The organism is Hymenobacter convexus (assembly GCF_030580955.1).
GTDB lineage: Bacteria > Bacteroidota > Bacteroidia > Cytophagales > Hymenobacteraceae > Hymenobacter.
This window is the reverse complement of the sequence record NZ_JAUQON010000006.1, coordinates 70646-94451: the sequence shown is the minus strand read 5'-3', so window position 1 is coordinate 94451 and position 23806 is coordinate 70646. Positions and strand designations below refer to the sequence as shown.

Annotated in this window: 19 protein-coding genes; 17 read left to right on the top strand and 2 right to left on the bottom strand. The window is 59.5% G+C overall.

The features are described from left to right. The first annotated feature begins 6 nt into the window (after nucleotides 1-6). The 16 genes from nrfD (at nucleotide 7) to Q4S41_RS14060 (ending at nucleotide 17229) form a co-directional block, all read left to right on the top strand. Nucleotides 7-1461 (top strand): NrfD/PsrC family molybdoenzyme membrane anchor subunit, encoded by a 1455-nt coding sequence (gene nrfD / locus Q4S41_RS14135; RefSeq protein ID WP_305011756.1) that lies wholly within the window; start codon nucleotides 7-9, stop codon nucleotides 1459-1461. Further along, a complete protein-coding gene (locus Q4S41_RS14130; RefSeq protein WP_305031773.1) occupies nucleotides 1454-1981 on the top strand; it encodes a DUF3341 domain-containing protein in 528 nt (175 codons plus the stop codon). Before nrfD ends, Q4S41_RS14130 begins: the two co-directional genes overlap by 8 nt. Then, a complete protein-coding gene (locus Q4S41_RS14125; RefSeq protein WP_305031772.1) occupies nucleotides 1981-2730 on the top strand; it encodes a c-type cytochrome in 750 nt (249 codons plus the stop codon). Before Q4S41_RS14130 ends, Q4S41_RS14125 begins: the two co-directional genes overlap by 1 nt. A gap of 6 nt (nucleotides 2731-2736) precedes the next feature. Beyond that, the gene (locus Q4S41_RS14120) at nucleotides 2737-4062 is read left to right on the top strand and encodes a quinol:cytochrome C oxidoreductase (RefSeq protein WP_305031771.1); all 1326 of its coding nucleotides are present in this window, start codon (nucleotides 2737-2739) and stop codon (nucleotides 4060-4062) included. Nucleotides 4063-4148: 86 nt separating this feature from the next. Further along, on the top strand, nucleotides 4149-5219 hold the full coding sequence (locus Q4S41_RS14115) for a cytochrome c oxidase subunit II (protein ID WP_305031770.1): 1071 nt from the start codon (nucleotides 4149-4151) through the stop codon (nucleotides 5217-5219). Between the two features lie 21 nt (nucleotides 5220-5240). Then, nucleotides 5241-7133 carry a cytochrome c oxidase subunit I gene (locus Q4S41_RS14110; protein WP_305011761.1) on the top strand — a complete coding sequence of 631 codons (1893 nt, stop codon included), beginning with the start codon at nucleotides 5241-5243 and terminating at the stop codon, nucleotides 7131-7133. Nucleotides 7134-7216: 83 nt separating this feature from the next. Beyond that, nucleotides 7217-8374, top strand: a complete 1158-nt coding sequence (locus tag Q4S41_RS14105) for a COX15/CtaA family protein (RefSeq protein WP_305031769.1) — start codon at nucleotides 7217-7219, stop codon at nucleotides 8372-8374. Between the two features lie 68 nt (nucleotides 8375-8442). Next, on the top strand, nucleotides 8443-9294 hold the full coding sequence (gene cyoE, locus Q4S41_RS14100; protein ID WP_305031768.1) for a heme o synthase: 852 nt from the start codon (nucleotides 8443-8445) through the stop codon (nucleotides 9292-9294). Nucleotides 9295-9449: 155 nt separating this feature from the next. Then, on the top strand, nucleotides 9450-9977 hold the full coding sequence (locus Q4S41_RS14095) for a cytochrome c oxidase subunit 3 (protein ID WP_369811302.1): 528 nt from the start codon (nucleotides 9450-9452) through the stop codon (nucleotides 9975-9977). Nucleotides 9978-9999: 22 nt separating this feature from the next. After that, complete coding sequence (locus Q4S41_RS14090) at nucleotides 10000-10773, top strand: cytochrome c oxidase subunit 3 (protein ID WP_305031766.1); 774 nt, start codon at nucleotides 10000-10002, stop codon at nucleotides 10771-10773. 89 nt (nucleotides 10774-10862) lie between these two features. After that, complete coding sequence (locus tag Q4S41_RS14085) at nucleotides 10863-11207, top strand: cytochrome C oxidase subunit IV family protein (protein WP_305031765.1); 345 nt, start codon at nucleotides 10863-10865, stop codon at nucleotides 11205-11207. A gap of 3 nt (nucleotides 11208-11210) precedes the next feature. After that, a complete protein-coding gene (locus Q4S41_RS14080; RefSeq protein WP_305031764.1) occupies nucleotides 11211-11885 on the top strand; it encodes a hypothetical protein in 675 nt (224 codons plus the stop codon). After that, the gene (locus tag Q4S41_RS14075) at nucleotides 11869-12438 is read left to right on the top strand and encodes a DUF420 domain-containing protein (RefSeq protein WP_305031763.1); all 570 of its coding nucleotides are present in this window, start codon (nucleotides 11869-11871) and stop codon (nucleotides 12436-12438) included. Before Q4S41_RS14080 ends, Q4S41_RS14075 begins: the two co-directional genes overlap by 17 nt. 72 nt (nucleotides 12439-12510) lie before the next feature. Continuing rightward, the gene (locus tag Q4S41_RS14070) at nucleotides 12511-12771 is read left to right on the top strand and encodes a hypothetical protein (protein ID WP_305031762.1); all 261 of its coding nucleotides are present in this window, start codon (nucleotides 12511-12513) and stop codon (nucleotides 12769-12771) included. A 110-nt stretch (nucleotides 12772-12881) separates the two neighbouring features. Continuing rightward, nucleotides 12882-13166, top strand: a complete 285-nt coding sequence (locus tag Q4S41_RS14065; protein WP_305031761.1) for a DUF983 domain-containing protein — start codon at nucleotides 12882-12884, stop codon at nucleotides 13164-13166. A 157-nt stretch (nucleotides 13167-13323) separates the two neighbouring features. Next, nucleotides 13324-17229, top strand: a complete 3906-nt coding sequence (locus Q4S41_RS14060) for a sensor histidine kinase (RefSeq protein ID WP_305031760.1) — start codon at nucleotides 13324-13326, stop codon at nucleotides 17227-17229. A 50-nt stretch (nucleotides 17230-17279) separates the two neighbouring features. Here the strand turns inward: Q4S41_RS14060 and Q4S41_RS14055 are convergent, their stop codons facing one another. Beyond that, nucleotides 17280-18983 carry an FG-GAP-like repeat-containing protein gene (locus Q4S41_RS14055; protein WP_305031759.1) on the bottom strand — a complete coding sequence of 568 codons (1704 nt, stop codon included), beginning with the start codon at nucleotides 18981-18983 and terminating at the stop codon, nucleotides 17280-17282. A 150-nt stretch (nucleotides 18984-19133) separates the two neighbouring features. Between Q4S41_RS14055 and Q4S41_RS14050 the strand changes: the two genes are divergently transcribed. Beyond that, nucleotides 19134-23018 (top strand): hypothetical protein, encoded by a 3885-nt coding sequence (locus Q4S41_RS14050; RefSeq protein ID WP_305031758.1) that lies wholly within the window; start codon nucleotides 19134-19136, stop codon nucleotides 23016-23018. A gap of 112 nt (nucleotides 23019-23130) precedes the next feature. Here the strand turns inward: Q4S41_RS14050 and Q4S41_RS14045 are convergent, their stop codons facing one another. Then, nucleotides 23131-23736 (bottom strand): 3'-5' exonuclease, encoded by a 606-nt coding sequence (locus Q4S41_RS14045; protein ID WP_305031757.1) that lies wholly within the window; start codon nucleotides 23734-23736, stop codon nucleotides 23131-23133. Between the last annotated feature and the right edge of the window lie 70 nt (nucleotides 23737-23806).

Below are 23806 nucleotides of genomic sequence, written 5' to 3'. Positions count from 1 at the left end.
CCATATATGCAGCACGTATCATCCTTACGCGAGCCGCTCGTCACTGGCGGTAAGACGTTACACGACGTAACGCAGGACATCTGCTACCAGGTAGAGGCCAAGCCCAACCTGCGCTGGATGGCCGCCCTGAGCGTGGCCCTGTTTTTCCTGGGCGTTTTCTTCTACTCGGTATACCGCACTGTATGGTACGGCATCGGCGAGTGGGGCCTGAACAAAACCGTGAACTGGGCCTGGGACATCACCAACTTCGTGTGGTGGGTAGGTATCGGCCACGCCGGTACCCTGATTTCGGCGGTATTGCTGCTGTTCCGTCAGAAATGGCGCAGCTCCATCAACCGCGCGGCTGAGGCCATGACCATCTTCGCCGTAATCTGCGCTGCCATGTTCCCGGTGTTGCACATGGGCCGTCCTTGGTTGGCATTCTACGTTTTCCCGTTCCAGAACACGCTGGGTTCGCTCTGGGCTAACTTCAACTCGCCCCTGTTGTGGGACGTGTTCGCCATCTCGACCTACTTCACTGTGTCGCTGGTGTTCTGGTACATCGGTCTGATTCCCGACTTCGCTTCGATTCGTGACCGCGCCAAAGGCCCCATCGCCAAGTTCAGCTACTCCATGCTGAGCTTCGGCTGGAAAGGTTCGGCAAAGGCTTGGTCGCGCTACGAAACGGTTTCGCTGATTCTGGCCGGTGTTTCGACTCCGCTGGTACTCTCGGTACACACAATTGTATCGATGGACTTTGCAACGTCGGTAGTACCGGGCTGGCACACCACCATCTTCCCGCCCTACTTTGTGGCTGGTGCTATCTTCTCGGGTTTCGCCATGGTGCTTACCCTGATGCTGATTACCCGCGTGGTGTTCCGTCTCGAAGATTACATCACGCTGGAGCATATCGCGCTGATGAACAAAATCATGATGGTGACCGGCTCCATTGTAGGCGTGGCTTACATCACGGAGTTCTTCATTGCCTGGTACTCGCAGGTGGAGTTTGAGCAGTACGCCTTCATCAACCGCGCTACCGGTCCGTACTGGTGGGCTTACGCTTCGATGATGACCTGCAACGTGATTACGCCGCAGCTGGTGTGGTTCCGCCGCGTACGCTACAGCATTCCGCTCACGTTCATCCTGTCCATCATTGTGAACATCGGCATGTGGTTCGAGCGCTTCGTAATCATCGTGACCTCGCTGCACCGCGACTACCTGCCGTCGAGCTGGGCCATGTTCTCGCCCTCGATTATCGACATCGGCCTGTACGTGGGTACGCTCGGTCTGTTCTTCACGCTGTTCCTGCTCTTCGCCAAGTTCTTCCCCGTGATTAACATGGCCGAGGTGAAAACCATCCTTAAGTACACCGGCGACAACGGCCCGACATACAATCCCAAGGCCCACGCTGCACACGCTCACCATCCTGCCACCCACGGGGCACCGGCTTCGGCACCTGTAACCTACAACCAGCATGACTAAGCAATATGCCCTCGGCATCTTCGAGGACGAAGATGTGCTGCTGCACGCCGTCGAGAACGTGCGCGCGGCGGGAGTGAAAATCTACGACGTGTTTTCACCTTACCCGGTGCACGGCATCGACGATGCCCTCGGTATCGAACGCTCGCGCCTGCCCATTGCCGCCTTCTTCTTTGGCCTGACGGGTTTGTCGTTCGCGCTGTGGATGCAGATTTATATGCTGGGTTTCGATTGGCCGATGATTATCGGTGGCAAGCCGCACATTGGTCTGCCCGCCTTCGTGCCGGTTGCCTTCGAATTGACGGTGTTCTTCACTTGCCACGGCATGGCCCTTACCTTCTTCACGATTACTGGTCTATACCCGCGCTTCAAGGTGCCGGTAATGGATGTGCGTGCCACCGACGACAAGTTCGTAATGGCCATCGAGCTGGATGAAACCGGTTCGCAGTTTTCTCGGCTGACTCAACTGCTACGCGACAACGGCGCTTCGGAAGTCAACCAAAAAGAAATGACCAATAACTAATGACGCATCCGCTGACCCTGAGCCTGCGCGTTTCGGCGCTGCTGCTGTCCCTGGGACTGGCCACGACGGCCTGCACCCACGATGGAAACGACCCTGGCGTGGAGTACGCCCCGGAGATGTACGAGTCTATCCCGTACGAGCCTCTGCGCCAAACCAGCTTCAACACCATCAACTCGTTTGGCATCAACGAGCGCACGCCTGCCAACGGCACCATCCCGCGCGGTAAGCTGAACTACTTCGACCACATACCAAAGGATAGTGTGCGCATGGCCGAGCGTATGCTCCACAATCCGTATGCTTACACCAAAGCCAATCTGGAAGAGGGCAAAGTGTTGTACACGCGTATTTGCTCACACTGTCACGGTGAGCAAGGCGATGGTCAAGGTCTAGTTGGTGCCAAATTTAAAGGCGTACCGAACTACTCAACCGGTGCTTACAAGACGATGAATGATGGCCACATCTACCACGTCATCCAGTGGGGCCGTAACCGCATGATGCCACACGGCTCGATTGTGAATCCTGAGGAACGTTGGAAAATCGCCATGTACGTGCGGGTGTTGCAGCGTGGTGAAGGCCCCGATGCGCTAAGCAAACTGGTGGCCAAAGGCCCGACCAGCACTGTCACCAGCGATTCCACTGAAACCCGCGACGCCGCCAACACAGCACCGGTAGGGCAGGCCCAGGCCGGCACCGGTGCGGCAACCCCGGGCGAAGGCAAAACCAAAGCAACTAACGGCACCGCCAACTAACGCACTATGGCAACTCTGACGCACCACGAAAGCGCCACGGCTGAACAGCTCGTCGTTACGGATGGCGCCCGTAAAACATTCTTTGCCATCATCGCCGCCGGCGTGCTGGTACTCATTCTCGGTATCTTGGCTCAGGTAATGGGTTGGGGTGCCGAAGAGCACGCGGCTGCCGCGCATGCTGCTGGCGGTCACGCCGCTGCGGCGCACGAGGAAGGTAGCTCCACGCTTGTTAAGCGTATTCTGGTAAGCCTCTGGCATAGCAATGTGTTCTTCCTGGGCGTTTCTACCATCGGTACCGTGTTCATGGCCATCAACTACGTAGCCTACGCAGGCTGGTCGGTGATGGTAAAGCGTATCTCGGAAGCCCTAAGCGCTTGGATTATCCCCGGTGCGGTGATTATGCTGGTCGTATTCCTGCTCGGCCGTCACGACATTTTCCACTGGACCCACGAGGGTATCATGGACAAAATGGTGAATGGCAAGCCGAACCCCGGTTACGATGCCATCATCGCCGGCAAGAGCGGTTTCCTCAACCTGCCTTTCTATCTGATTCGTACGATTGTTTACCTCGCTATCTGGGCTTTTTTCAGCTACAAACTGCGTCAGTTGTCACTGGCCGAAGACCAGTTGGGTGGTACGGTATGGTTCCACAAGAGCGTGAATGCTTCGGCTCTTTTCCTAGTGCTTTACGCCGTGACTTCCTCCATGTCGGCTTGGGACTGGGTGATGTCAGTTGACACGCACTGGTTCAGCACTATGTTCGGCTGGTACGTTTTCGCTTCGTGGTGGGTGTCGGGCATCGCTGCCATCGCCCTCACGGCCATCTTCCTGAAACAAGCTGGCTACCTGCGTGCTTTGTCCTCCAACCACCTGCACGATTTGGGCAAGCTGATGTTCGGCTTTAGCATCTTCTGGACCTACGTATGGTTTGCGCAGTTCATGCTGATTTGGTATGCCAACCTGCCTGAAGAAGCGGTGTACTACAACCAGCGCCTTGGTGGCTATGAAGGCCGCTACACGGGCATGTTCTTCTTCAACATCATCATCAACTTCGTTTTCCCTTTCCTCGGGTTAATGACGCGGGATGCCAAACGCCAGATGATTATCATGAAAATCGTCTGCATCGCCATTCTGGTAGGCCACTGGTCCGACTTTTATTTGATGTTCATGCCGGCAACTTTGCGCGGTGAGAATGGGTTCTTGATTGAGATTGGCATTGCTGCTATTTTCTTAGGCACTTTCCTGATTCTGTTCACGCGCCGTCTGGCTTCGGCCTCGCTCGTTCCGGTAAACCACCCCTTCCTGGACGAAAGCATTCACCATACTACCTAAGTTTATAGTAGGAAGTATTGCGACGCAACCGCCTAGCTGGCGTTGCGCTCAATCCTCAATACTGAGTACACAATACAAAAAACTCAATGACTGCTCTGACCATTTTGCTGGTGTTGGTGTTGCTGTTGGTCGTGTTCGGCCTGCTGTTCCGCTTGCAGATTCTGACTTCCATTTTTTCGGGCACGTTCACTCGTGACATCGGCATGAGCAATAGCGTTAACGCTATTCTGATGCTCGTTTTCCTCGTCTTTGGTGGCGCATGGTTCGCGTATTCGTTTGTTGAAAACTTCAACAAGATGAACCCGCCCATTGCCTCTATTCACGGCCACCAGATGGAGCGCATGTTCTGGACGACCATGGCGGTTATTGGCGTAGCTTTCGCCATCACCCAGACGCTGCTGTTTGTTTATTCTTACAAATACCAGCACAAAGAAGGCCGTCGGGCTTACTTCTTCGCGCACAACAACAAGATTGAAGTTATCTGGACGGTGATTCCGGCAATCGTAATGGCCGCGCTGATTTTCGCTGGTTGGAAAGCCTGGACTCGCATCACCGGCCCGGCTCCGAAGAACTCAGTGGTTGTGGAAGTAATGGGCAAGCAGTTCAACTGGCTGGTGCGTTATCCTGGCCGGGACATGAAACTTGGTGTAATCAACTACCGCATGATTGATGCCGTGAACGAATGGGGTTTCGACTTGAGCGATAAGTCGGCCCTTGATGATTTTACTACCAACGAAATCCACGTGCCGAAGGGTGTGCCGGTACTGATTAAGATTCGTTCGCGTGACGTTTTGCACGCTGTGTACATGCCGCACTTCCGCGTGCAGATGTATGCTGTGCCCGGTATGCCGACGCGTTTCTGGTTTACGCCTACGATTTCGACTGATGAGATGCGCGCTAAGTTGGGCAATCCCAAGTTCAACTATGAATTGGCCTGCAACCAGGTGTGCGGCGGCAGCCACTTCGCTATGAAAGCGACGGTGATTGTTGATGAACCAGATGATTATCAGAACTGGTATGCCGCACAACAGTCTTTCTCTGCCAAAAACCCTGAGGTGATGGCTGCTTTAAAACAGAAAGCCAAAACGTTGGTTAATCCAGTAGTCGCGCAGCCCGAAGTGGAGGCCGCGCCTATGCCCTTAGCCGCCTCGAACTAACTACTCAAACGGTATCCTGCTATGTCAGACCTGACACCCAAACCCAATTTTTCGGCCAGCGTGCAAGCGTCGGGCGGCGTGGGCTCTGCCCCAGTGCCAACTACTGAGCACGGCGACCACCTGTTGCACGACGACCACGACCACGAGCATCACGACCAGCACTGGCTGTGGAAGTACGTGTTCAGCCAGGACCACAAGCAAATTGCCAAGCAGTTCCTGATTACGGGCATGTTCTGGGCCATTTTGGGCGGTACGCTGTCCAGCTTGTTCCGTTTGCAGCTGGGCTGGCCGGAAGGGTCGATGCAATGGCTAACGCCCTTCCTCGGCCATTGGATTCAGGCTGGTAAACTCAACCCGGAGTTCTATCTGGCGCTGGTGACGATGCACGGCACCATTATGGTATTCTTCGTGCTCACTGCCGGTCTGTCGGGTACGTTCTCCAACTTCCTGATTCCGCTGCAAGTAGGTGCCCGCGATATGGCATCCGGCTTTATGAACATGCTGTCTTACTGGTTCTTCTTTATTTCCAGTGTGATTATGTTCTCGTCGCTGTTTATTGAGACGGGCCCGGCTGCTGCCGGCTGGACAATCTACCCGCCGCTGAGCGCTCTGCCGCAGGCTATTCCCGGTTCCGGCATGGGCATGACGCTCTGGCTGGTGAGCATGGTGTTCTTCATCGTGTCGCAGTTGTTGGGCGGTGTTAACTACGTGACGACGGTTATCAACCTGCGTACCCGCGGCATGAGCATGAGCAAGCTGCCGCTCACCATTTGGGCTTTCTTCCTGACAGCTATCCTCGGCATTCTGTCGTTCCCGGTACTATTCTCGGCTGCATTGCTGCTGGTGTTCGACCGTTCGTTTGGTACTTCGTTCTTCCTGTCGGATATCTACATTGCTGGTCAAGCGTTGAGCAACCAGGGCGGTTCGCCAGTTCTCTTCCAGCACTTGTTCTGGTTCCTGGGTCACCCCGAGGTATACATTGTGATTATGCCTGCGATGGGCATGGTATCGGAAGTTCTCTCGACCAATGCTCGTAAGCCTATCTTCGGCTACCGTGCCATGATTGGTTCGCTGATTGGCATTTCGCTACTGTCGTTCGTGGTGTGGGCTCACCACATGTTCGTGACGGGCATGAACCCTTTCCTGGGTTCGGTATTCATGTTCCTGACGCTGATTATTGCTGTGCCTTCGGGCGTGAAGGTGTTCAACTGGCTGGCCACGCTGTGGCGCGGCAATATCCGCTTCACGGCCGCTATGCTGTTTTCTATTGGCTTCGTGTCGCTGTTCATCTCGGGTGGTCTAACGGGCATTATCCTTGGCAATGCTACCCTCGATATTCAGATGCACAACACTTACTTCGTGGTAGCTCACTTCCACTTGGTAATGGGTAGTTCGGCCTTCTTCGGTCTGTTTGCCGGTGTTTACCACTGGTTCCCGAAGATGTTTGGTCGCATGATGGACGAGAAGCTGGGATACATCCACTTCTGGCTGACGTTTGCTGGAGTATACCTTGTGTTCATGCCGATGCACTACGTAGGTATCGCCGGCTTCCCCCGTCGTTACTACGCCTGGACTGGCTTTGATGCCTTCTCGCAATTCGCCGACATGAACAAATTCATCTCGATTGCAGCCATCATTGCCTTCTTAGGTCAGTTCATCTTCATCTTCAACTTCTTCTACAGCATCTTCCGCGGCCGTCGTGCTACCCAGAACCCCTGGAACTCGACCACGCTGGAATGGACGACGCCCATCGAGCCCGGCCACGGCAACTGGCCCGGCGAAATTCCCGCCGTCTATCGCTGGCCATACGACTACAGCAAGCCCGGCTCCGATGTGGACTTCATTCCGCAAAACGTGCCGCTCTCGCAAACGCAGTCGTCGAACCTGCCCTACGAGCAGGAAATGGCCGACTAGTTTGGCTGAAGTAATAAAGTCCCGAAGCGGGCCGCCTGACCGGCGGCCCGTTTTGTTTTCTGCAAAATCCCAAATCTAAAAATATGGCTAGTCTGACGATAAGCCCGGTCGTGCGTCGATTCCGTTTCGTAGGGCTGCTGACGGTGGTAGCCGTTTACCTGTTGATTCTGGTCGGTGGCGTCGTGCGCAGCACCGGTAGCGGCATGGGCTGCCCCGATTGGCCCAAATGCTTCGGCAGTTGGGTGCCGCCGACTAAAGCCAGCGAGTTACCCGCCAACTACAAAGAGGTATATACAACTCAGCGAGTAGCGAAGAACCAGAAGCTGGCGCGGACCCTGCAGCGCTTGGGTTTTGCGCAGGTAGCGGGCAGCATTTTCGCGCATCCTACGCAGTATGTTGAAACCGATTTCAATCCGGTGAAAACCTGGATTGAGTATGTCAACCGCTTGCTCGGCGCGCTGATTGGTATCTTCGTCTTTCTGACGGTGGTGTTTGCACTGCCTTACTGGCGCCGCGACCGCCCCATCTTTTGGCTTGCTTTCGCGTCGTTCATTCTCACCGGCGTGCAGGGATATCTGGGCTCATTAGTGGTGTCGACCAACCTGCTGCCTGTGATGGTGACGGTGCATATGGCTTTGGCGCTGCTTATTGTGGCTTTGCTATTGTATGCAGTGGACCGCGCTCGGTGGGTAAGGCGAGGAGTAACGCAAGAACACCAAGAATTGACCGATAGCACTGCCGAAGCGCAGTTGCTTGAAGACTCGGGCCCAGTACCTAGCATAGGCTTGAACTTATGGCTGTGGGCAGCCCTGTTGCTCACCTTCTGGCAAATCGTGCTTGGTACCCAAGTGCGGGAGCAGATTGATATAGTCTCGGCGGCAGCGAATTATGCCGGGCGTGAAATGTGGATATCGAAGCTGGGAACCACGTTTAGCATTCATCGCACGGTATCGGCGGTTGTGCTGCTGTTCAATGTTTATATCGGGTATGAGCTGTGGCAGTTGGGCCGTGAGCGTTTGCGCAGGCTGGTAGTTGTTACACTAGCCGTCATTGGACTGGAAATTCTCGCAGGCATCATTCTCGCCTCATTTTCCTTCCCGGCTTGGGTGCAGCCAGTGCACCTTACGCTGGCCACCGTCTTGTTCGGTGTTCAGTTTCTAACCTTGCTAGCCGTGGCGCGGGCGCGAAAAGTTCCGGAAACTATTGCGCCGACGGATGCCGCCCGGCGCGTTGTTGCGTAACTTTGCGGCCCGTTTGGCGCTCGTCTGTTTTACAGACTAAACCGACTGATTCATTTTTCGAGGTATTGATGGTTAAGGCCCGCGCCTATTTTCAGCTGCTCAAATTCCGGCTTTCGCTCACTGTAGCGTTTTCCAGCGCAATTGGGTATCTGCTGGGGGCGCATGAGTTCAACTGGAGCCGGGCGCTGCTGGTATTGCTGGGTGGTTTGCTCGTGACGGGTTCCGCCAACATCATCAATCAGATTCACGAGCGGGAACTCGACAAGCTTATGACCCGCACGGCCAAACGGCCGCTGCCGTTGGGCATTATCTCCCCGGCCGAGGCGTGGGTGTTTTGCGTACTATTGGGTGTGGCCGGACTGGGGCTGCTGGCTTATGTATTCAATCCGCTGACAGCCGTATTGTCGCTGCTGTCACTTATTCTCTACGGCTTCATTTACACGCCGCTTAAGACGATTTCGCCCATCTGTGTGGCTGTAGGGGCTATTCCAGGTGGATTGCCGCCGCTGATTGGCTGGGTGGCCGCTACGGGCCATTTGGGCGTGGAAGCGTGGGTGCTGTTCGGCATTCAGTTTATGTGGCAGTTTCCGCATTTCTGGGCCATTGCCTGGGTGGCTGATGAGGACTACAAGCGGGCGGGCTTTAAGATGCTGCCGTCGCCGGGCAACCGTGACATCCGCACAGCTTTCCAAATCATGACTTACACGTTGCTGTTGATTCCGCTCAGCCTGCTGCCGCTCGAATTCAATATCTCGGGCCGGATTTCAGCATTGGTGGCGGTGGTATGCGGTGTGCTGTTTCTACTGCTCACAGTGCAACTCATGCGGACGCAGTCGCGCAAGGCGGCGCTGCGCATCATGTTCGCGTCTTTTTTATACCTGCCCATCGTTCAAATTGCGCTGGTGCTGGACAAAATCTAGCTGTCGATTGTTAGGTATTTGTTGTGATGGTAACGAGCCAATTTGCTTGAAAACCCACTGACATCGCCCAATTATTCATTAATAACTAGCACATGAATCCTCAACCCGAGCTTTTATCCGAAAAGGAAGTTGGCCTTGGCTGGCACCCGAAGCGCGTGCTGCTCATCCTGCTCATTTTCAGTATTGTGATGATGTTTGCTGCCTTCACCAGCGGCTACATCGTGCGGCGCGACGAGGGCAACTGGCGCGAATTTGACCTGCCCGCTTCGTTACTCATCAATTCTATTCTCATTGCCCTGAGCAGTGCCAGCATGCAATGGGCTTATTTCTCAGCACGTAAGGATGAAATCAGCCGAGTCAAAATCGGCCTGATTATCACGCTGGTGCTGGGCCTGGCCTTTCTGGTAGGGCAGTACCACTCCTTCGGCGATTTGGTGGCTGGTAACACCTACTTTGGTGGTGCTGACGCCAATCCTTCCGGTTCATTCGTATACGTGCTGATGGGCGTGCACGCTTTTCACTTGGTAACGGGGTTAATTTTTCTGGCGGTTGTGCTGCGCCGGACCCTTAATTATCAGGTGCATTCGCGCGCAATGCTTTCCATTGGCAACGCTACCTTATACTGGCACTTCCTGGGCGGACTTTGGCTGTACCTGTATTTGTTCTTACTTTTGAACCACTAAAACGACGTTTACGCTGTCCGCTATGGCCCAATCGACCACTTTGCAGTCACCCGCTGCTGCCGCTACTCACGACGCTCCACGCACCGGAAACTGGGATGGCGGCAACGAACCCTTCAAGGCGAGCTACGGCAAGCTGATGATGTGGTTCTTCCTCCTGTCTGATGCTTTCACCTTTGCCGCCTTCCTCACCACTTATGGCATGATTCGCCACAAGCACGAGGTATTCACTGGCGAGGCCAAGGATTTCGTGTTCAGCACGCGGTGGTGGCCGATTCCGGACCACGTTTTCAACGCCTTCCCGGGCATGGGCGAAGCCAACGTGCCCCTGGGCTTTGTGGCTTTGATGACCATGATTCTGATTTTGAGCTCCGTGACGATGGTGCTGGCCGTAGAAGCCGGCCACCGCATGGATAAGAAAGACGTGCAGAAGTGGTTGCTCTGGACCATCCTGTTCGGCAGCACCTTCCTGCTAAGCCAGGCTTGGGAGTGGAGCCACTTCATCCACGGCCACGCCGAGCCCACCATTATGGCCGACGGCACCAAGCTTTTCGGCGCCAACCTGGCCATGAACCAGTACGGCCCGGTACTTTTCGCCGACCTGTTCTTCTTCATCACCGGCTTCCACGGCACGCACGTATTCTCAGGCGTCTGCCTGCTGGTGTGGTGCTTCATCGCCACCACCAACGGCACGTTTGAGAAGCGTGGCCACTACGAAATGATTGAGAAAATCGGCCTCTATTGGCACTTTGTAGATTTGGTGTGGGTGTTCGTATTCACCTTCTTCTACCTCGTTTAATTAAGAGTGTTGCATGCTGAATGTGGCGTGCTGAGTTTCAACTTCAGCCCACGTTCAACCCCTAACCCTCAACATTCAAAACTTCAAAAATGGCTTCCCACGCAACTACTGAGCATACGCTCACACCCGGCGAAATCGCCAAACCCAATACCGGCTGGATTTGGCGCGTATTCGGCATTCTGGTGCTGATTACGGCCGTTGAATTCGTGTTTGTGTTCCTGATGCACCCGAGCACCCTGCGCAACAGCATTTTCATTGTTCTCACCATCTTCAAGGCCTTCTTTATCGTGGGCGAGTTCATGCACTTGAAGCATGAAACCAAAGGCCTCATTTGGACCATTCTGGTGCCCGTGGCGCTGTTGGTGTGGCTGCTCGTGGCATTGATTACCGAAGGCTCGTTCATCGGCGAAGTCCTGCAAAATATGTTCAAGTAGCCGATGCGGCCCCGCCAAACCCTGTTGTTGGGGCTGTTGCTACTGCTGCCGGTACTGGCTTTTCTGTTCCTGTTCAGCTTCGGCAAAAACCGTTACGCGCTGCCCACTTACCTGCCCGACCGCGTGGATTCCACGCAAGTCGGCGGGGAGTGGCGGCGCGATACTGTTTTCCACCAAATCGCGCCGTTTGAGCTTTCGGCATCTACCGGCCGCCCAGTGAGCAGTGAGGAACTGGGGACAGGGCTCTACGTTGCGCAATTCTACGACGACAACGCTGCCAGCTCTGCTACCGCCCGGTTTTTGATACGGGTGCAGGAGAAATTCCGGAAAGAGCCAAGAGTTCGGCTGGTGACCTTTGTGCTGGACGGCGGAAAACGCGAAGATGCCCTTCTAACGAGCTTAGCCGAGCGGTATGGAACAATTGCCGGGAAATGGTTTTTCCTGACGGGAACGCGGGAGGAAACGTGCCGATTGACCCAACAGGAGTTTCGCCTCACTTCCGACCCCAAGCGCCTGCCGGGCGCCGTGTACACGGCCAACATCCCGGCGGGCCGGCTGTTGTTGATTGACAATCAGCGCCGCGTGCGCGGTATCTACGACGGTACCGATGGCCGCGAAATAGACCGATTACTCACGGAAATCACCGTGCAGCTTTACGATTATGAGCACCCCCACTGAGCAACTGCACCCCCCGGTGCTCCAACCCGGCGATTATACGCGCTACAAAATCATCCTTGGCACTTTGGGCGCGGTGGTGCCCCTGCTGGTAGCCGTGCTGTATTATTTCCCCGAGACGTTCCGCATTCCTGGCGCGCAGGTTAAGTTTTTGCCCGCGCTGAATGCAGTGCTCAACTCGCTCACGGCGGTGTGCCTGCTAGCGGGCTTTTACTTCATTCGCCAGAAGGATGTGCTAAAGCACCGCGCCATGATGGGCACGGCTTTCGCGCTGGGCGGCGTGTTTCTGCTGTCGTACGTGGCCTACCATTCGCAGGTGGCCAGCACACACTTTGGAGGCGTAGGACTGATTCGTTCGGTCTATTTTTTCCTGTTGCTCACGCATATCAGCTTGGCGGTGGTGACAGTGGCATTGGTGCTCTTCACGCTTTATTTTGCCCTAACCGGGCAGTACACCAAGCACAAAGCCATTGCGCGGTGGACGTTTCCGGTGTGGCTGTACGTGTCTGTCACGGGTGTCATCGTTTATTTCATGATTTCACCTTATTATACTTAACTTGAGTCAAAAGTTGGAGCTCGAATCCGCTCGCTTCCAAGAACTTTACCGCCATTCTGGTGTTCCATTCTTATGAAAAAGACCCTTTTCTCCCCCGTTTTTGCTCTGTTGCTGGGCGTGCTCTTGAGTGTGGCGCCACTGGCGGTTCGTGCGCAATGCGTGATGTGTAAATCGCAGGTAGAATCGGCTCGGCAGGAGCGCGACGACTACGATGTGGCCGGCCTCAATAAAGGAATCGTGTATATGATGACCGTGCCGTACATTTTGATGGGCGCCGTGGGCTACTTCTGGTACCGCCGCACCCACCCCAGAGCCAAACAGGCGCGAGCCTAATGCTGCCGCTCACGGCTATCAATTCGACGCCGATGGCGTTGCTGCATTTGAGGTGTCCGCGCTGCCACACGGGGGCTCTGTTTACACATCCGGGACTGAGTACCAGTTTTATGGACATGCCGGATGCCTGCCCGGTGTGCCGCCAGACGTATGAGCCGGAGCCCGGATTTTATTACGGGGCCATGTATATCAGCTCGGGGTTTTCGACAGGTTTGCTGCTCGCCATCGGCTTTCTGTTGTTCTACCTGGCACACGACCCGCCGCTGTGGGTGTACATTGTATCGGTAGCGGGGGCCGTGCTAGCAGTGGCACCGTTGCTATTTCGGTACTCGCGCGCCGTGATGCTTTATGCGTTTGGCGGGACCCGGTTTGACCCTCGTTATGCTACGCCTTAGAGCAATGGTTTGCGTATGTACTGAGATGCCGCCTTCGGGCGGCATTTTTATTAGGCTCAGATTTTGCGGGGGCTAGTGCGGAGCTAAATGTCAGCGCCTGATTTACTCGTTTAATTTGAGTTGAAAACTTAGCTCTGGTCCACTTTAAGGCACTTTCTTGTTGCAGACTTCTACACCTTCCGGCAAAATTGGGGTTTCTGAGCCGGCGTGGCGGCATTTGCCGTGGTGGCTGTTGTTGGCGGCGGCCGTGTGTTTTGTCGGCGGCTACCTGGCCAGCCGTTACGCTCAGGCGCCGGGGGTGGTGCAGCGAACCGACGTGGCACGCCTGCAACAGCTGGTGCGCACGGCCGAAACCCAGGCCCGCCGCGAGGCCGACACGGTAGCCGCCCAATTGCCGCGCGGCAATTACAGCTTTCAGCAGCTGCTCGCCCAGACCATCTACCCCGTCTGCATTCTCGAAAACGGCGCCCTGCGCTATTGGTCCGATGCCACGCTGCGGCCCGAGGCCGAAGCCATCAGGCCGGCTTCCGAGCAGCTGATTGAAACGTCGGTGGGCAGTTTTCTGCTGTTGCGGCGCATGGCCGGGCGGTTCACTATTCTCACCTACGTGCCGCTGGAGCGGCATTATAATATCAAAAACCGCTACCTGACGGAGGGGGACCAGCACGCGCTTTTCCGCGGCTTGGAGTTGAAGGTGGTGGCCGATAGCGCCGGGGCTGGCCGCGCACGGTTCGAAGCGGCCGATGGGCACTACCTGTTTTCCATTGAGCGCCAGCAGCCGAACCCCCTGACGGGGCAATATGTGCCGCTGGCGCTGCTATGCGTGGGCAGCCTGCTGTATGCGGCCGGCTGGCTGCTGCTGGCCCTGCGCTGGTGGCGGGCGCGGCGGGCGGGGGCGGCCGTGGTGGCGCTGGTGGGCCCGCTGGCCGTGCTGCGGGGGGCGCTGCTCTACCTGGGTTTGCCGTATTCGTTCATCGAACTGCCTTTGTTCGACCCGCGGGTGTATGCGGCAGTGTGGTGGGCGCCTTCTTTGGGCGATTTGCTGCTCGACGCGCTGCTGGCTTTGCTGGTAGCTGCGGCGGGCATCGCGCTCTGGCGGCATTGGGGCATGCTGGGCCGGGTGCGCGCCCCGCGCAAGCCGGCTGGGCAGCTGCTGGCGGCGGCGGGGGTAGGCGCGGCGTTCTGCGGCTGGCTGGCGGCGCTGTTTGTGTACTACACCACTGTTTTTGGCAGCTCGCAGCTGAGCCTGGATGTGTCGCACAATCTGCAGGTGACGAGCTTTTGGCTGCTGCTGGCCTTGGCGGCGCTGCTGCATACGGCGGCTTGGCTCGTCGGCTTTTTCGGGCTGACGCAGCTGGCGGGCGCCCTGCTGCAGCACGTGCCCCGGCGGGCGCTGCTGCTGGGGCCGGCGCTGTTGGCGCTGCCGGTGCTGGGCGTGGGCGTGGCCTGGGGGCTGCCCTGGGTGTTGCTGGCGGGCGTGTTGCTGCTGTTTGCTTCGCTGGTGCGCTCGGCGGGCTTGCAGGCGGCGCCCACCACGGGCAGCTACCAGTCGACAATACTGCTTGTGCTGCTGCTGGCTCTGACGTCGGCCACTGGGGCACTGGCCCTGTATGCGCATTTCGAAAAGCAACTGCTGATTGACAAGCAGCGTCTGGCAGGCAACATGCTTGTCGATAACGACTTGCAGGGTGAATATCTGTTGGGGGAACGGATGCGTGAAATTGCCGCCGACCCCTTTGTGCGGCGGTCCTTGGCGGCCGCTTTCGGACGGCCCGAAGTGGTGCGGCAGCGCGTGGCGCGGCAATACCTGAGCGACTATTTCGACAAATACGAGAGCACCGTCACGCTCTATGACGAAGCCGGCGACCCCATCGGGGCTGCGCCGGGCACCGCGGGCCTGGTGGCGGCGCGCACCGAGCTGGAGCGTACCGCCACCCCAACCGAACAGCAAGGGGTTTACTTGGTGAATTCGGCCAACCCGTTTAGCTCGCGGCGGTACGTGGCCTACATCACGGTGCCGGGCACGCGGGTGAACGGCGTGGGCTTGCCCCTGGGAGCGGTGCGGGTGGAACTGACGCTCAAAAAGCTCACCACCTACAGCGTGCTGCCCGAACTGCTGGTGGACCAGAAATTTTTCCAGCCGGGCCTGGCCACCGAGTTGAGCTACGCGGGCTACAACCGAGGCCGACTGGTGTACAGCGAAGGTGATTTCGACTACGCTAACCGCTTGCCCGAAGCCTTGCTGGGCGACACTACTTCCCGTCTTTACGTGGGCGGCCTGAGCCGGCGCGGCTACCACCACCTGGCCGTGTTGGGCTCGCACCACCGCACCGTGGTGGTGACGACGGCCACGTATTCGGTAGGCGACTGGCTCGCCAATTTTTCGTTTCAATTCCTGCTCTCGTCCTTTTTTTGGCTGCTGCTGGCCGGCCTCGGGCTTTTGGTGCGCGGTCGGACGGCACGCCTGCAGCTCAACTTTAGTACGCGCATTCAGCTGTTGCTCAACGTGGGCATTGTGGTGCCGCTGCTGGTGGTGAGCGTGGCCACGGCCAGCCAGCTGATTGATTCGTACAAGCGGGATTTGTCGCACACCTACGAGCGGCGCGGGCAGCTGGCCCTCGAAAGCCTCCGCCGCCAGCGCCACCTGCTTAACGACAGCAGCGCCCGGCCCACGCTGGCCGTGCTGGCCCGCAACGTGGCCGCCCTCACCGAAACCGACCTCAACCTGTATGACGCCCACGGCGAGCTGCTGGCCAGCAGCCAGCCCCTGATTTTCGACGCCGGCCTGCTGGGGCCGCTGCTCAATCCGCAGGCCATGGTGGCCTTGAATGAGCGCAACCGGCCCCGGGCCCTGCTCACGGAGCAGGCGGGTTCGCTTTCGTTCAACTCGTTGTATTTGCCGGTGCGGGCCAGTGAGGGCGAGGCCGTGGTGACTGATTTGGCCGGCCATGCGCTGGCGCACGGTGGGCTGGGGAAAGCGCGCCGGACTTCCGCCACGCCGGAGTTTGACGACGACGACGGCTCGTCGGACGATGAGGTGGCCATGCCGACCGGGCCGATTCTGGGCTACGTGGGTATTCCGTTTTTCGACTCGGAGAAGGAGCTGAATACCAAGCTGACGGAGCTGTTCACAACCATTCTCAACATCTTCACGCCGATGTTTCTGCTGTTTCTGGGGCTGGCGTTTGTGGCGGCGCGCCAGCTCACGGCGCCCCTCAAGCTCATTACCGAAAAACTGACGAAAACTACCCTTACCGGCGAAAACGAGCTGCTGGACTACCGCAGCTCCGACGACGAAATCGGCCTGCTGGTGCGCGAATACAACACCATGCTCACCAAGCTGGAAGCCAGCAAGCGCGAGCTGGCCGCCCAGGAAAAGGAGGCCGCTTGGCGCGAAATGGCTCGGCAGGTGGCCCACGAAATCAAGAACCCGCTCACGCCCATGAAGCTGAGCCTGCAGTTTCTGCAGAAAGCCATCAACGAGCGCCGGCCGAATGCGGAGGAGCTGATTGGCCGCATCAGCCAGACGCTGATTACGCAGATTGACGTGTTGAGCGACATTGCCACCAGCTTCAGCACCTTCACCAACCTGCCCACCATGCGGCCCGAGCGGCTGGACGTGGCCGCCGTGCTGCGCCGTTGCGCCGCCCTGCACCAGCCCGATGCCACCGACGGCGCTCTGGCCCTGCACCTGCCGCCCGATGCCGAAACCGGCCGGTACGTGGTGTTTGCCGATGAAAACCTGCTGGTGCGCACCTTCAACAACCTGCTGATAAACGCCCGCCAAGCCGTGCCGGAGGGCCGGGAACCCCACATCGATGTATCGCTGGCGCCCGTGAACGGCAGCAGCGTGCGCGTGGCCATCCGCGACAACGGCGCCGGCATCCCCGACGAAGTGCGCGAAAAAGTATTCGTGCCCAACTTCACCACCAAGGCCAGCGGCTCGGGCATTGGCCTGGCAGTGGCCAAGCGCGGCATTGAAAGCGCGGGCGGCAAAATCTGGTTTGAAACCGAAGTGGGGGCGGGGACGGACTTCTTCATCGAGCTGCCGCTGGCGGGATGAAGACGGTTAGCCCGCAGCTGTGAAGTGGCCAGAAACGGAACTTTGGGCGGCTAATCGATGACCAATCGGGCGGTAGCTGCTCCGCAGCGCACGGTGTAGAGGCCGGGTTGCAGGCGGGCCAAATCAAGCACCAGCGTGCCGGACTGGGCCGGTAGGGTCTGCTGGCGCACCACCCGGCCCAGCGCATCGACCACGACCACGGCGCGGGCACTTGGGCCGGCCGCCAGCGTGAGGGTGGCGCTGGTTTGGGCGGGGCTGGGATGCAGAGCGAGGCCAGAAGCAGGCGTGGCGCTTTGCGCTGCCGTAGGCGTGAGCACCGAAAAATCGGTGGTGCTCGTGACCGTGCCATTGGGCGTGACGACGCGCACCCGGCCGCTGGCGGCGCCGCTGGGCACCACAACGCCCGTAATCTGGGTGCCGGCGGCGTTCACTGCGAATCCGCTGCTTACACTGCGCGTGCCCGCACCCTCGAAAACCACGGCCACTGCGCCTTGCAAATTGCTGCCGGCCAAGCTGATGGTGCTGCCTAAGGCGCCGCTGCTCGGGCTCGGGCTGGTTAGGGTCAGCGGCGCGGGAGTTGCGTTTAACAAGACGCCCACCGAGGACGTCGCCGAGTTGGTGGTGACAATATCTGGCCGGCCATCGTTGTTCACGTCGCCCAATTTTACGGCGTAAGGGACGGTGCCGGTCCCGGTGAAGTATAGAAATGGGGCGCTGAAACCGCCCGGGTAGCCGAGAAAAACCCCGACGGAATTGGCCCGGGGGCTGGCCAGCACAAGGTCGGGCCAGGTGTCGGCATTGACATCGCCCACGGCTACGCTGTTTGACAGGAGGCCGCCTGCTGGATAATATGTAATGGGCCCCAGGCCGCCGGGCTGGCCCAGCAATACGCCCAGGGTAGCGCTGCTCAACGTGTCTTGCGTCGTCACCACCACGTCCAGCCGGCTATCGGCGTTCACATCGGCCAAGGCCATGCCCAGGAAAGGAATGAAGTTGCCACTCGACCCATTGCGAAAAGCACTGTAGGTGACCAAAGGCGCAAACCCGCCGGCCTGGCCTTGCAGCACCCCAATGGTGGACGACTTGGCGTTGCCCACCACGATGTCGAGCCGCCCGTCGCCGTTGAGGTCGCCGAGCGCCACCGCAAACGGGGAGCTGTTGGGGCCCATGGAATACCGGGTGATGGGGGTGGGGGCGAACCCGCCGGCCTGGCCCCGTAGTAGGTTAACGGTGCTGTTGCCCATGTCGGCCACTACGAGGTCGGGTAGGCCGTCGCCGGTTACATCGCCCACGGCAATACCCTGGACGATGCCGCCGCCCGTCTGGTAGGTGGTCAGGGCGCCGAAGCCGCCGCCGGGCTGCCCAAGCTGCAGTGCCGCCTGGGCGACGCCGTTGCAGCCGGTCACGAGGTCGGGGCGTCCGTCCAGGTTCACGTCGGTCACGGCCAGGTCCCAGGAGCCGGGTACCGACGGATAGGCCGTGGCCGTGCCAAAGCTACCGCCCGGCTGGCCCAGCAGTATGCTGGTGGTGTGGATGTTGGCATTGTTGTCGCCGGCCACGATGTCGAGCCTTCCGTCGCCGTTGATATCACTCAGCGCCAAGCCGTAGGGGCGGGTGCCGGCCACGGTGGGGTAGGCGATTACCGGGTCGAAGCCCTGGGCCTGGGCCGGCGAACCCACTGTGGCCAGGCCCAGCAACAGGCTACAGAGATAGAAACGGCAAGTGCCGGGCAAGCAGGGTAGTGGTAAAATCATGGCGCGGAAGGGAAGCCTGGTCAGCAACGAACTGCCAAGTCTGCCAAAGTAAAGAAAAACAATCTGCATGGCAGCGGCTTATGCCGGCCCGCCGGGCACCAAAATTCGGCAGCGTAGCGTTGTGCCCCCGCTACTCCCGACCTTTACCGCATGATTCGCCGCCTACGCCTGTGCTTCCCCTTCGCGGGCCTGCTCTTCGCGGCGCTATTCTTTCTAAATCAGGCGGCAGCGGCCCAAACCCGGCCGGCCACAACCGGCCAAGCGCCGCCGCCCAGCACGCGGCGCTGCCGCTGGGTGCGCCTGGCGCCGGGCCGCGACACCACCTATTTCAAGCTAACGGATACGCTCACGGTGGTGCCTTCGTCCGTCATCGCCCAGCGGCGCGGGCTCGATTATGACGGCCGTACCGACCGGTTTCGCTGGGTGCGGCCGGCCCCGCGCGACAGCAGCGGCGCGCCGCTGGCCGACTCGCTGGAGGTGTGCTACCGGGTGCTGCCGCTACGCCTCACGGCCGCGCGCTACCGCCGGCCCATCGGGCTCATGGACAGCCTGAGCTTTCGGAAGCCAATGCTGAACATGGAGGATTTTTCGGTGAAGGAGCAGATTCTGAGCACACCGGGCATCAACAAAACGGGTAATCTGGCGCGGGGCATCAGCTTTGGCAATACTCAGAACGTGTTTGTGAACTCGGCTCTGAACCTGCAGCTCGAAGGCAAGTTGGCCGAAAACATTAACCTCACGGCCGCCATTTCCGACCAGAACGTGCCTTTCCAACCCGAGGGCAACACCCAGCAGCTGCAGCAGTTCGACAAAATCTACATCACCCTCACCAACCCCAACTGGAGCCTGACGGCCGGCGACGTGGTGCTGCGCAACAAGCCCGACTACTTTCTGCGCTACTACAAAAACATCCAGGGTGCGGCCGCGGAGGCCAATTTTGGGCCGCCCATCGTTGGCCTGTCCGGCACAGGGGCCTCGCAGGGCGTGTCGAATGCCACGTTTCTGAACGGCCAGCAGGGCCAGGTGGTGAATGGCAGCCTGCCCGCCGGGCCGGGCAACACTACGGCCCCGGCCACCCTGAACCCGCCCGCCATTAGCCAGCCCCAGCTGACGGACCCCAACCGGCAGGGCAGCACGGGCGCAGCCCCGCCGCTGCCCCAGGGCGACGCCGCGCCCGTGGCCGGCGCCACCGTGAACAGCGGCGGCGTGCGCAAGGGGCTGGTGTGGCGCTCTTCCACGGCCATAGCGGGCGGGGTGGCCAAAGGCAAGTTTGCCAGCATCGACGTGCCGCCGATTGACAACGTGCAGGGCCCGTACCGCCTCAGCGGGCCCAACGGTGAGCCCTACATTATTGTGCTGGCCAACTCGGAGAAGGTGTACCTCGATGGGCGCTTGCAAAGCCGGGGGTTCGATGCCGACTACACCATTGATTATAATCTGGCCGAGGTCACGTTCACGCCGCGCCACCTCATCACGCGCAACTCGCGCATCAAGATTGACTTTGAGTATTCGGACCTGAACTACTCCCGCTCGCTCGTCACGGCCAGCCACTACCAGCAGCTGGGCCGCCTGAGCGTGCACGGCAACTTCTATCAGGAAGCCGACAACCCCAACAGCCCCCTCAATATCAGCTTGCAGGATACTACCCTCGTGCGCCAGCTGACGCAGGCGGGCAACGTGGGCGTGGCCGCCGTGGCAGGGGGCGACTCCACTGCCTACAACCGCCGCATTGTGCAGTACCACCGCGAGTTTCGGGTGGTGGCCGGGCGGCGCGTGCCGGTGTTCACCTACGTGGGCGCCGACTCGCCCGTGGATTCGGTGCGGGGTTCCTATACGGTGCTTTTCACGGACGTGGGGCAGGGCAATGGCGACTACGAGCGCAGCCTTGACCCCCGTTTCCAGAGCACCAACGGCACCGTGTACAACTACCTGGGGCCGGGCCTGGGCCGCTACCAGCCGATACGGCGCATTGCCACGCCGCTGCGCAAGCAGATGATAGCCGGTGGCCTAAGCTACCAGGTGGATAGCAGCACCACAGTTTTTGTGGACGCCGCCCAGTCGCGCCTCGACCGCAACCGGTTTTCCTCGGCCAGCGACCAGGACGGGGCCGTGCGCGTGGGCTACGTGATGCAGGACCGCCGCCTGCCCGCCGCCCTGGCCGGGGGCGCGCTGCGCGGCTACCGCCTGCGCTCGACATTGGACTACGAGTACACCGGCAAGCGCTTTTCGCCGATTGACCGCTACCGCGACGTGGAGTTTGAGCGCAACTGGAGCAATGGCAGCACCCAGCAGAGCACCGGCGTAGCCTCGGTGGCGCGGGAGGACAATATCCTGAATTTCAGCGTGGGCGCGGCGAAGGATTTTAACAACAACGTGAATTACCGCCTGAGCCGGCGCTACCGGCCGGGCGAGGTGAGCGGCCTGCAGCACTGGCTGGATGCGGCCCAGAAGCTGGGCAATGTGGAGCTGCGCGGCTCGCTGTTTGTGCTGAATTCGGACGCCGGGCGCTTCCATTCCAGCTGGGCGCGGGGCGAGGCCACCGGGCGCCTGGTGGGCGGACGCGTGGTGCCGGGCTATACCTATCGGTTCGATAAAAACCGCGTCAGCTCAACCCGCACCGATACCATTCGCTCGGCCAACTACTTCGACGAGCACAACATTTTCCTGCAGAGCCGCGACTCGGCCCGCACCCAGTTCCGGCTCGACTACAGCTACCGCCGCGACCAAACGCCCAACAAGGAGCAAAACGCCCTGCAAAGCCGCGGCACGGCCCAAACCTGGCAGGGCACCATGGCCGCCCGCCTAAGCAAAAACCAGGACCTGCGCCTGCTAGGCACCTACCGCGACATCGACTCCCTGGGCCTCGCGCGCAACCGCACCGTGCTGGGCCAGGTGTTCTACAACGCCAGCCTGCTCCAAAACCAGGTGCGCTCCGAGCTGAACTACAGCGTGGCCACCGGCCGCGAGCTGAAGCGCGACTACTCATTCCTGGCCGTGCCCGCTGGCCAGGGCACCCACTACTACGCCGGCGACCTCAACGGCAACCTGCGCGAGGACAAGGAGGAATTTTTCGAGGCCCAGACGCCCGACGCGCAATACCGCACTTACATCAAGGTGTACCTGCCCACCACCGACTACATCACCGCCTTCACCAACCGCCTCAGCTACCGCCTCACCACGGCCGCCCCGCGCGGCTGGCGCGAAGCCGGCGGCTGGCGGGCGGCCGCCTCGCGCTTCGCCACCCTTACCAGCATCACCGTCGACCGCCGCACCACCGACCCGCGGCTGCTCTCGCGCCTCAGCCCTTTCAGCTACGACAAGGAGGACGACCAGCTGCTGGCCTTTAACCAGCTGTTTCGGAACACGCTGTATTTCAACCGTTCCAACCCGGTGTTCGGGGGCGAGTTCACGGTGCAGCAAACCCAGCAGAAAACCCTGCTGGCCCAGGGCCGCGACCTGCGCAACCTGAGCACCCAGAGCCTGCTGCTGCGCCGCACGCTGGCCACCTCATTCACGGGCCGCCTCACGGCCACGCGCGACATCCGCGAAGCTGCCAGCAGCTACCTGCTCACCCGCAACTACCGCCTGCTGATTTACACCCTGCAGCCCGAAATCAGCTACCAGCCCTCACCCAGCCTGCGCTTCACCGGCACCTACCTGCGCACCCACAAGCAAAACACCCTCACCGCCGACCTAAAAACGTATCCTAACCCCACGCCGGCCCAAACCAACCCTGGCATCTTCGATGAGTTGGGCATCGAAACCCGCGTGAGCCAGGTTAACAAGCGCACCATTACGGCCGCCACGCGCTTCACCCGCGTGCAGTTCGATGTAGCCAAGCCCGAAGACCTCAACTCCGTGGTCGCCATCGAAATCCTCAACGCCCTGCGCCCCGGCAGCAACTTCACCTGGAACCTGAACATTGAGCAGCGCCTGAGTAACGGCCTGAACATCACCCTGGCCTACGACGGCCGCAAAGCCCAGGGATTGAACGCTGTACATACCGGTCGCATGCAGGTGGCGGTACTGTTTTAAGACAACCATCTGTCATTCTGAGCGCAGCGAAGGACCTTATCAGGTCAGAACGAAAGCCGTGCTAACGTGATAAGGTCCTTCGCTGCGCTCAGGACGACAGGCGATATAGTTACTACGAATACGCCATTTTCGCGGCCCGCGCCGCCAGTCCGGCCGTGAGCTCGCGCTGCTTGTAGCACAGCGGCAGCGCCGTGCCCGACTGGAACGCCCGTACCGTGATTTCGGCGCAGGCGCGCGCGTCGCTCAGCGCGTCGTGGTGGTTGAGCGGAATGCCGAAATGCCCGGCCACGTGGTCGAGTTTGTGGCGTTCCAGAAAGGGCCAGCACACCTTGGCCAGCTTCACCGAGCACAGGGCGTGGAAGTCGGGAATGGGGAGACCGAAATCGCGACAGCTGTATTCAAGCACGCTCACGTCGAAGGCCGAATTGTGGGCCACCACGGGCTGCTCGTGCAGGTAGGGCAGCAGGTGGGCCCATACATCGGCCAGGGTGGGGGCGTCGTGCAGCTGCTCTTCGGCGATGCCGTGTACCTGCTGGTTGCGCCAGTCCACGCGCAGCACGCGGGGGCGGAGCAGGGTGGCGTAGGTTTCCACAATCTGGCCGCCGCGCACCCGCACCACCCCCACGGCGCAGGCGCTGGCCCGCTGCTCATTAGCGGTTTCGAAGTCGATGGCCGTGAAGTTGAGGTTGGCCAGGGCCTGGGTAATGGCAGCTTTCATGCTGGCAAGTTAAGGCCGCGGTGCGGTTGAGAGAGATGCATCAGGGATAGGAATACAAAAAGGAAGAACA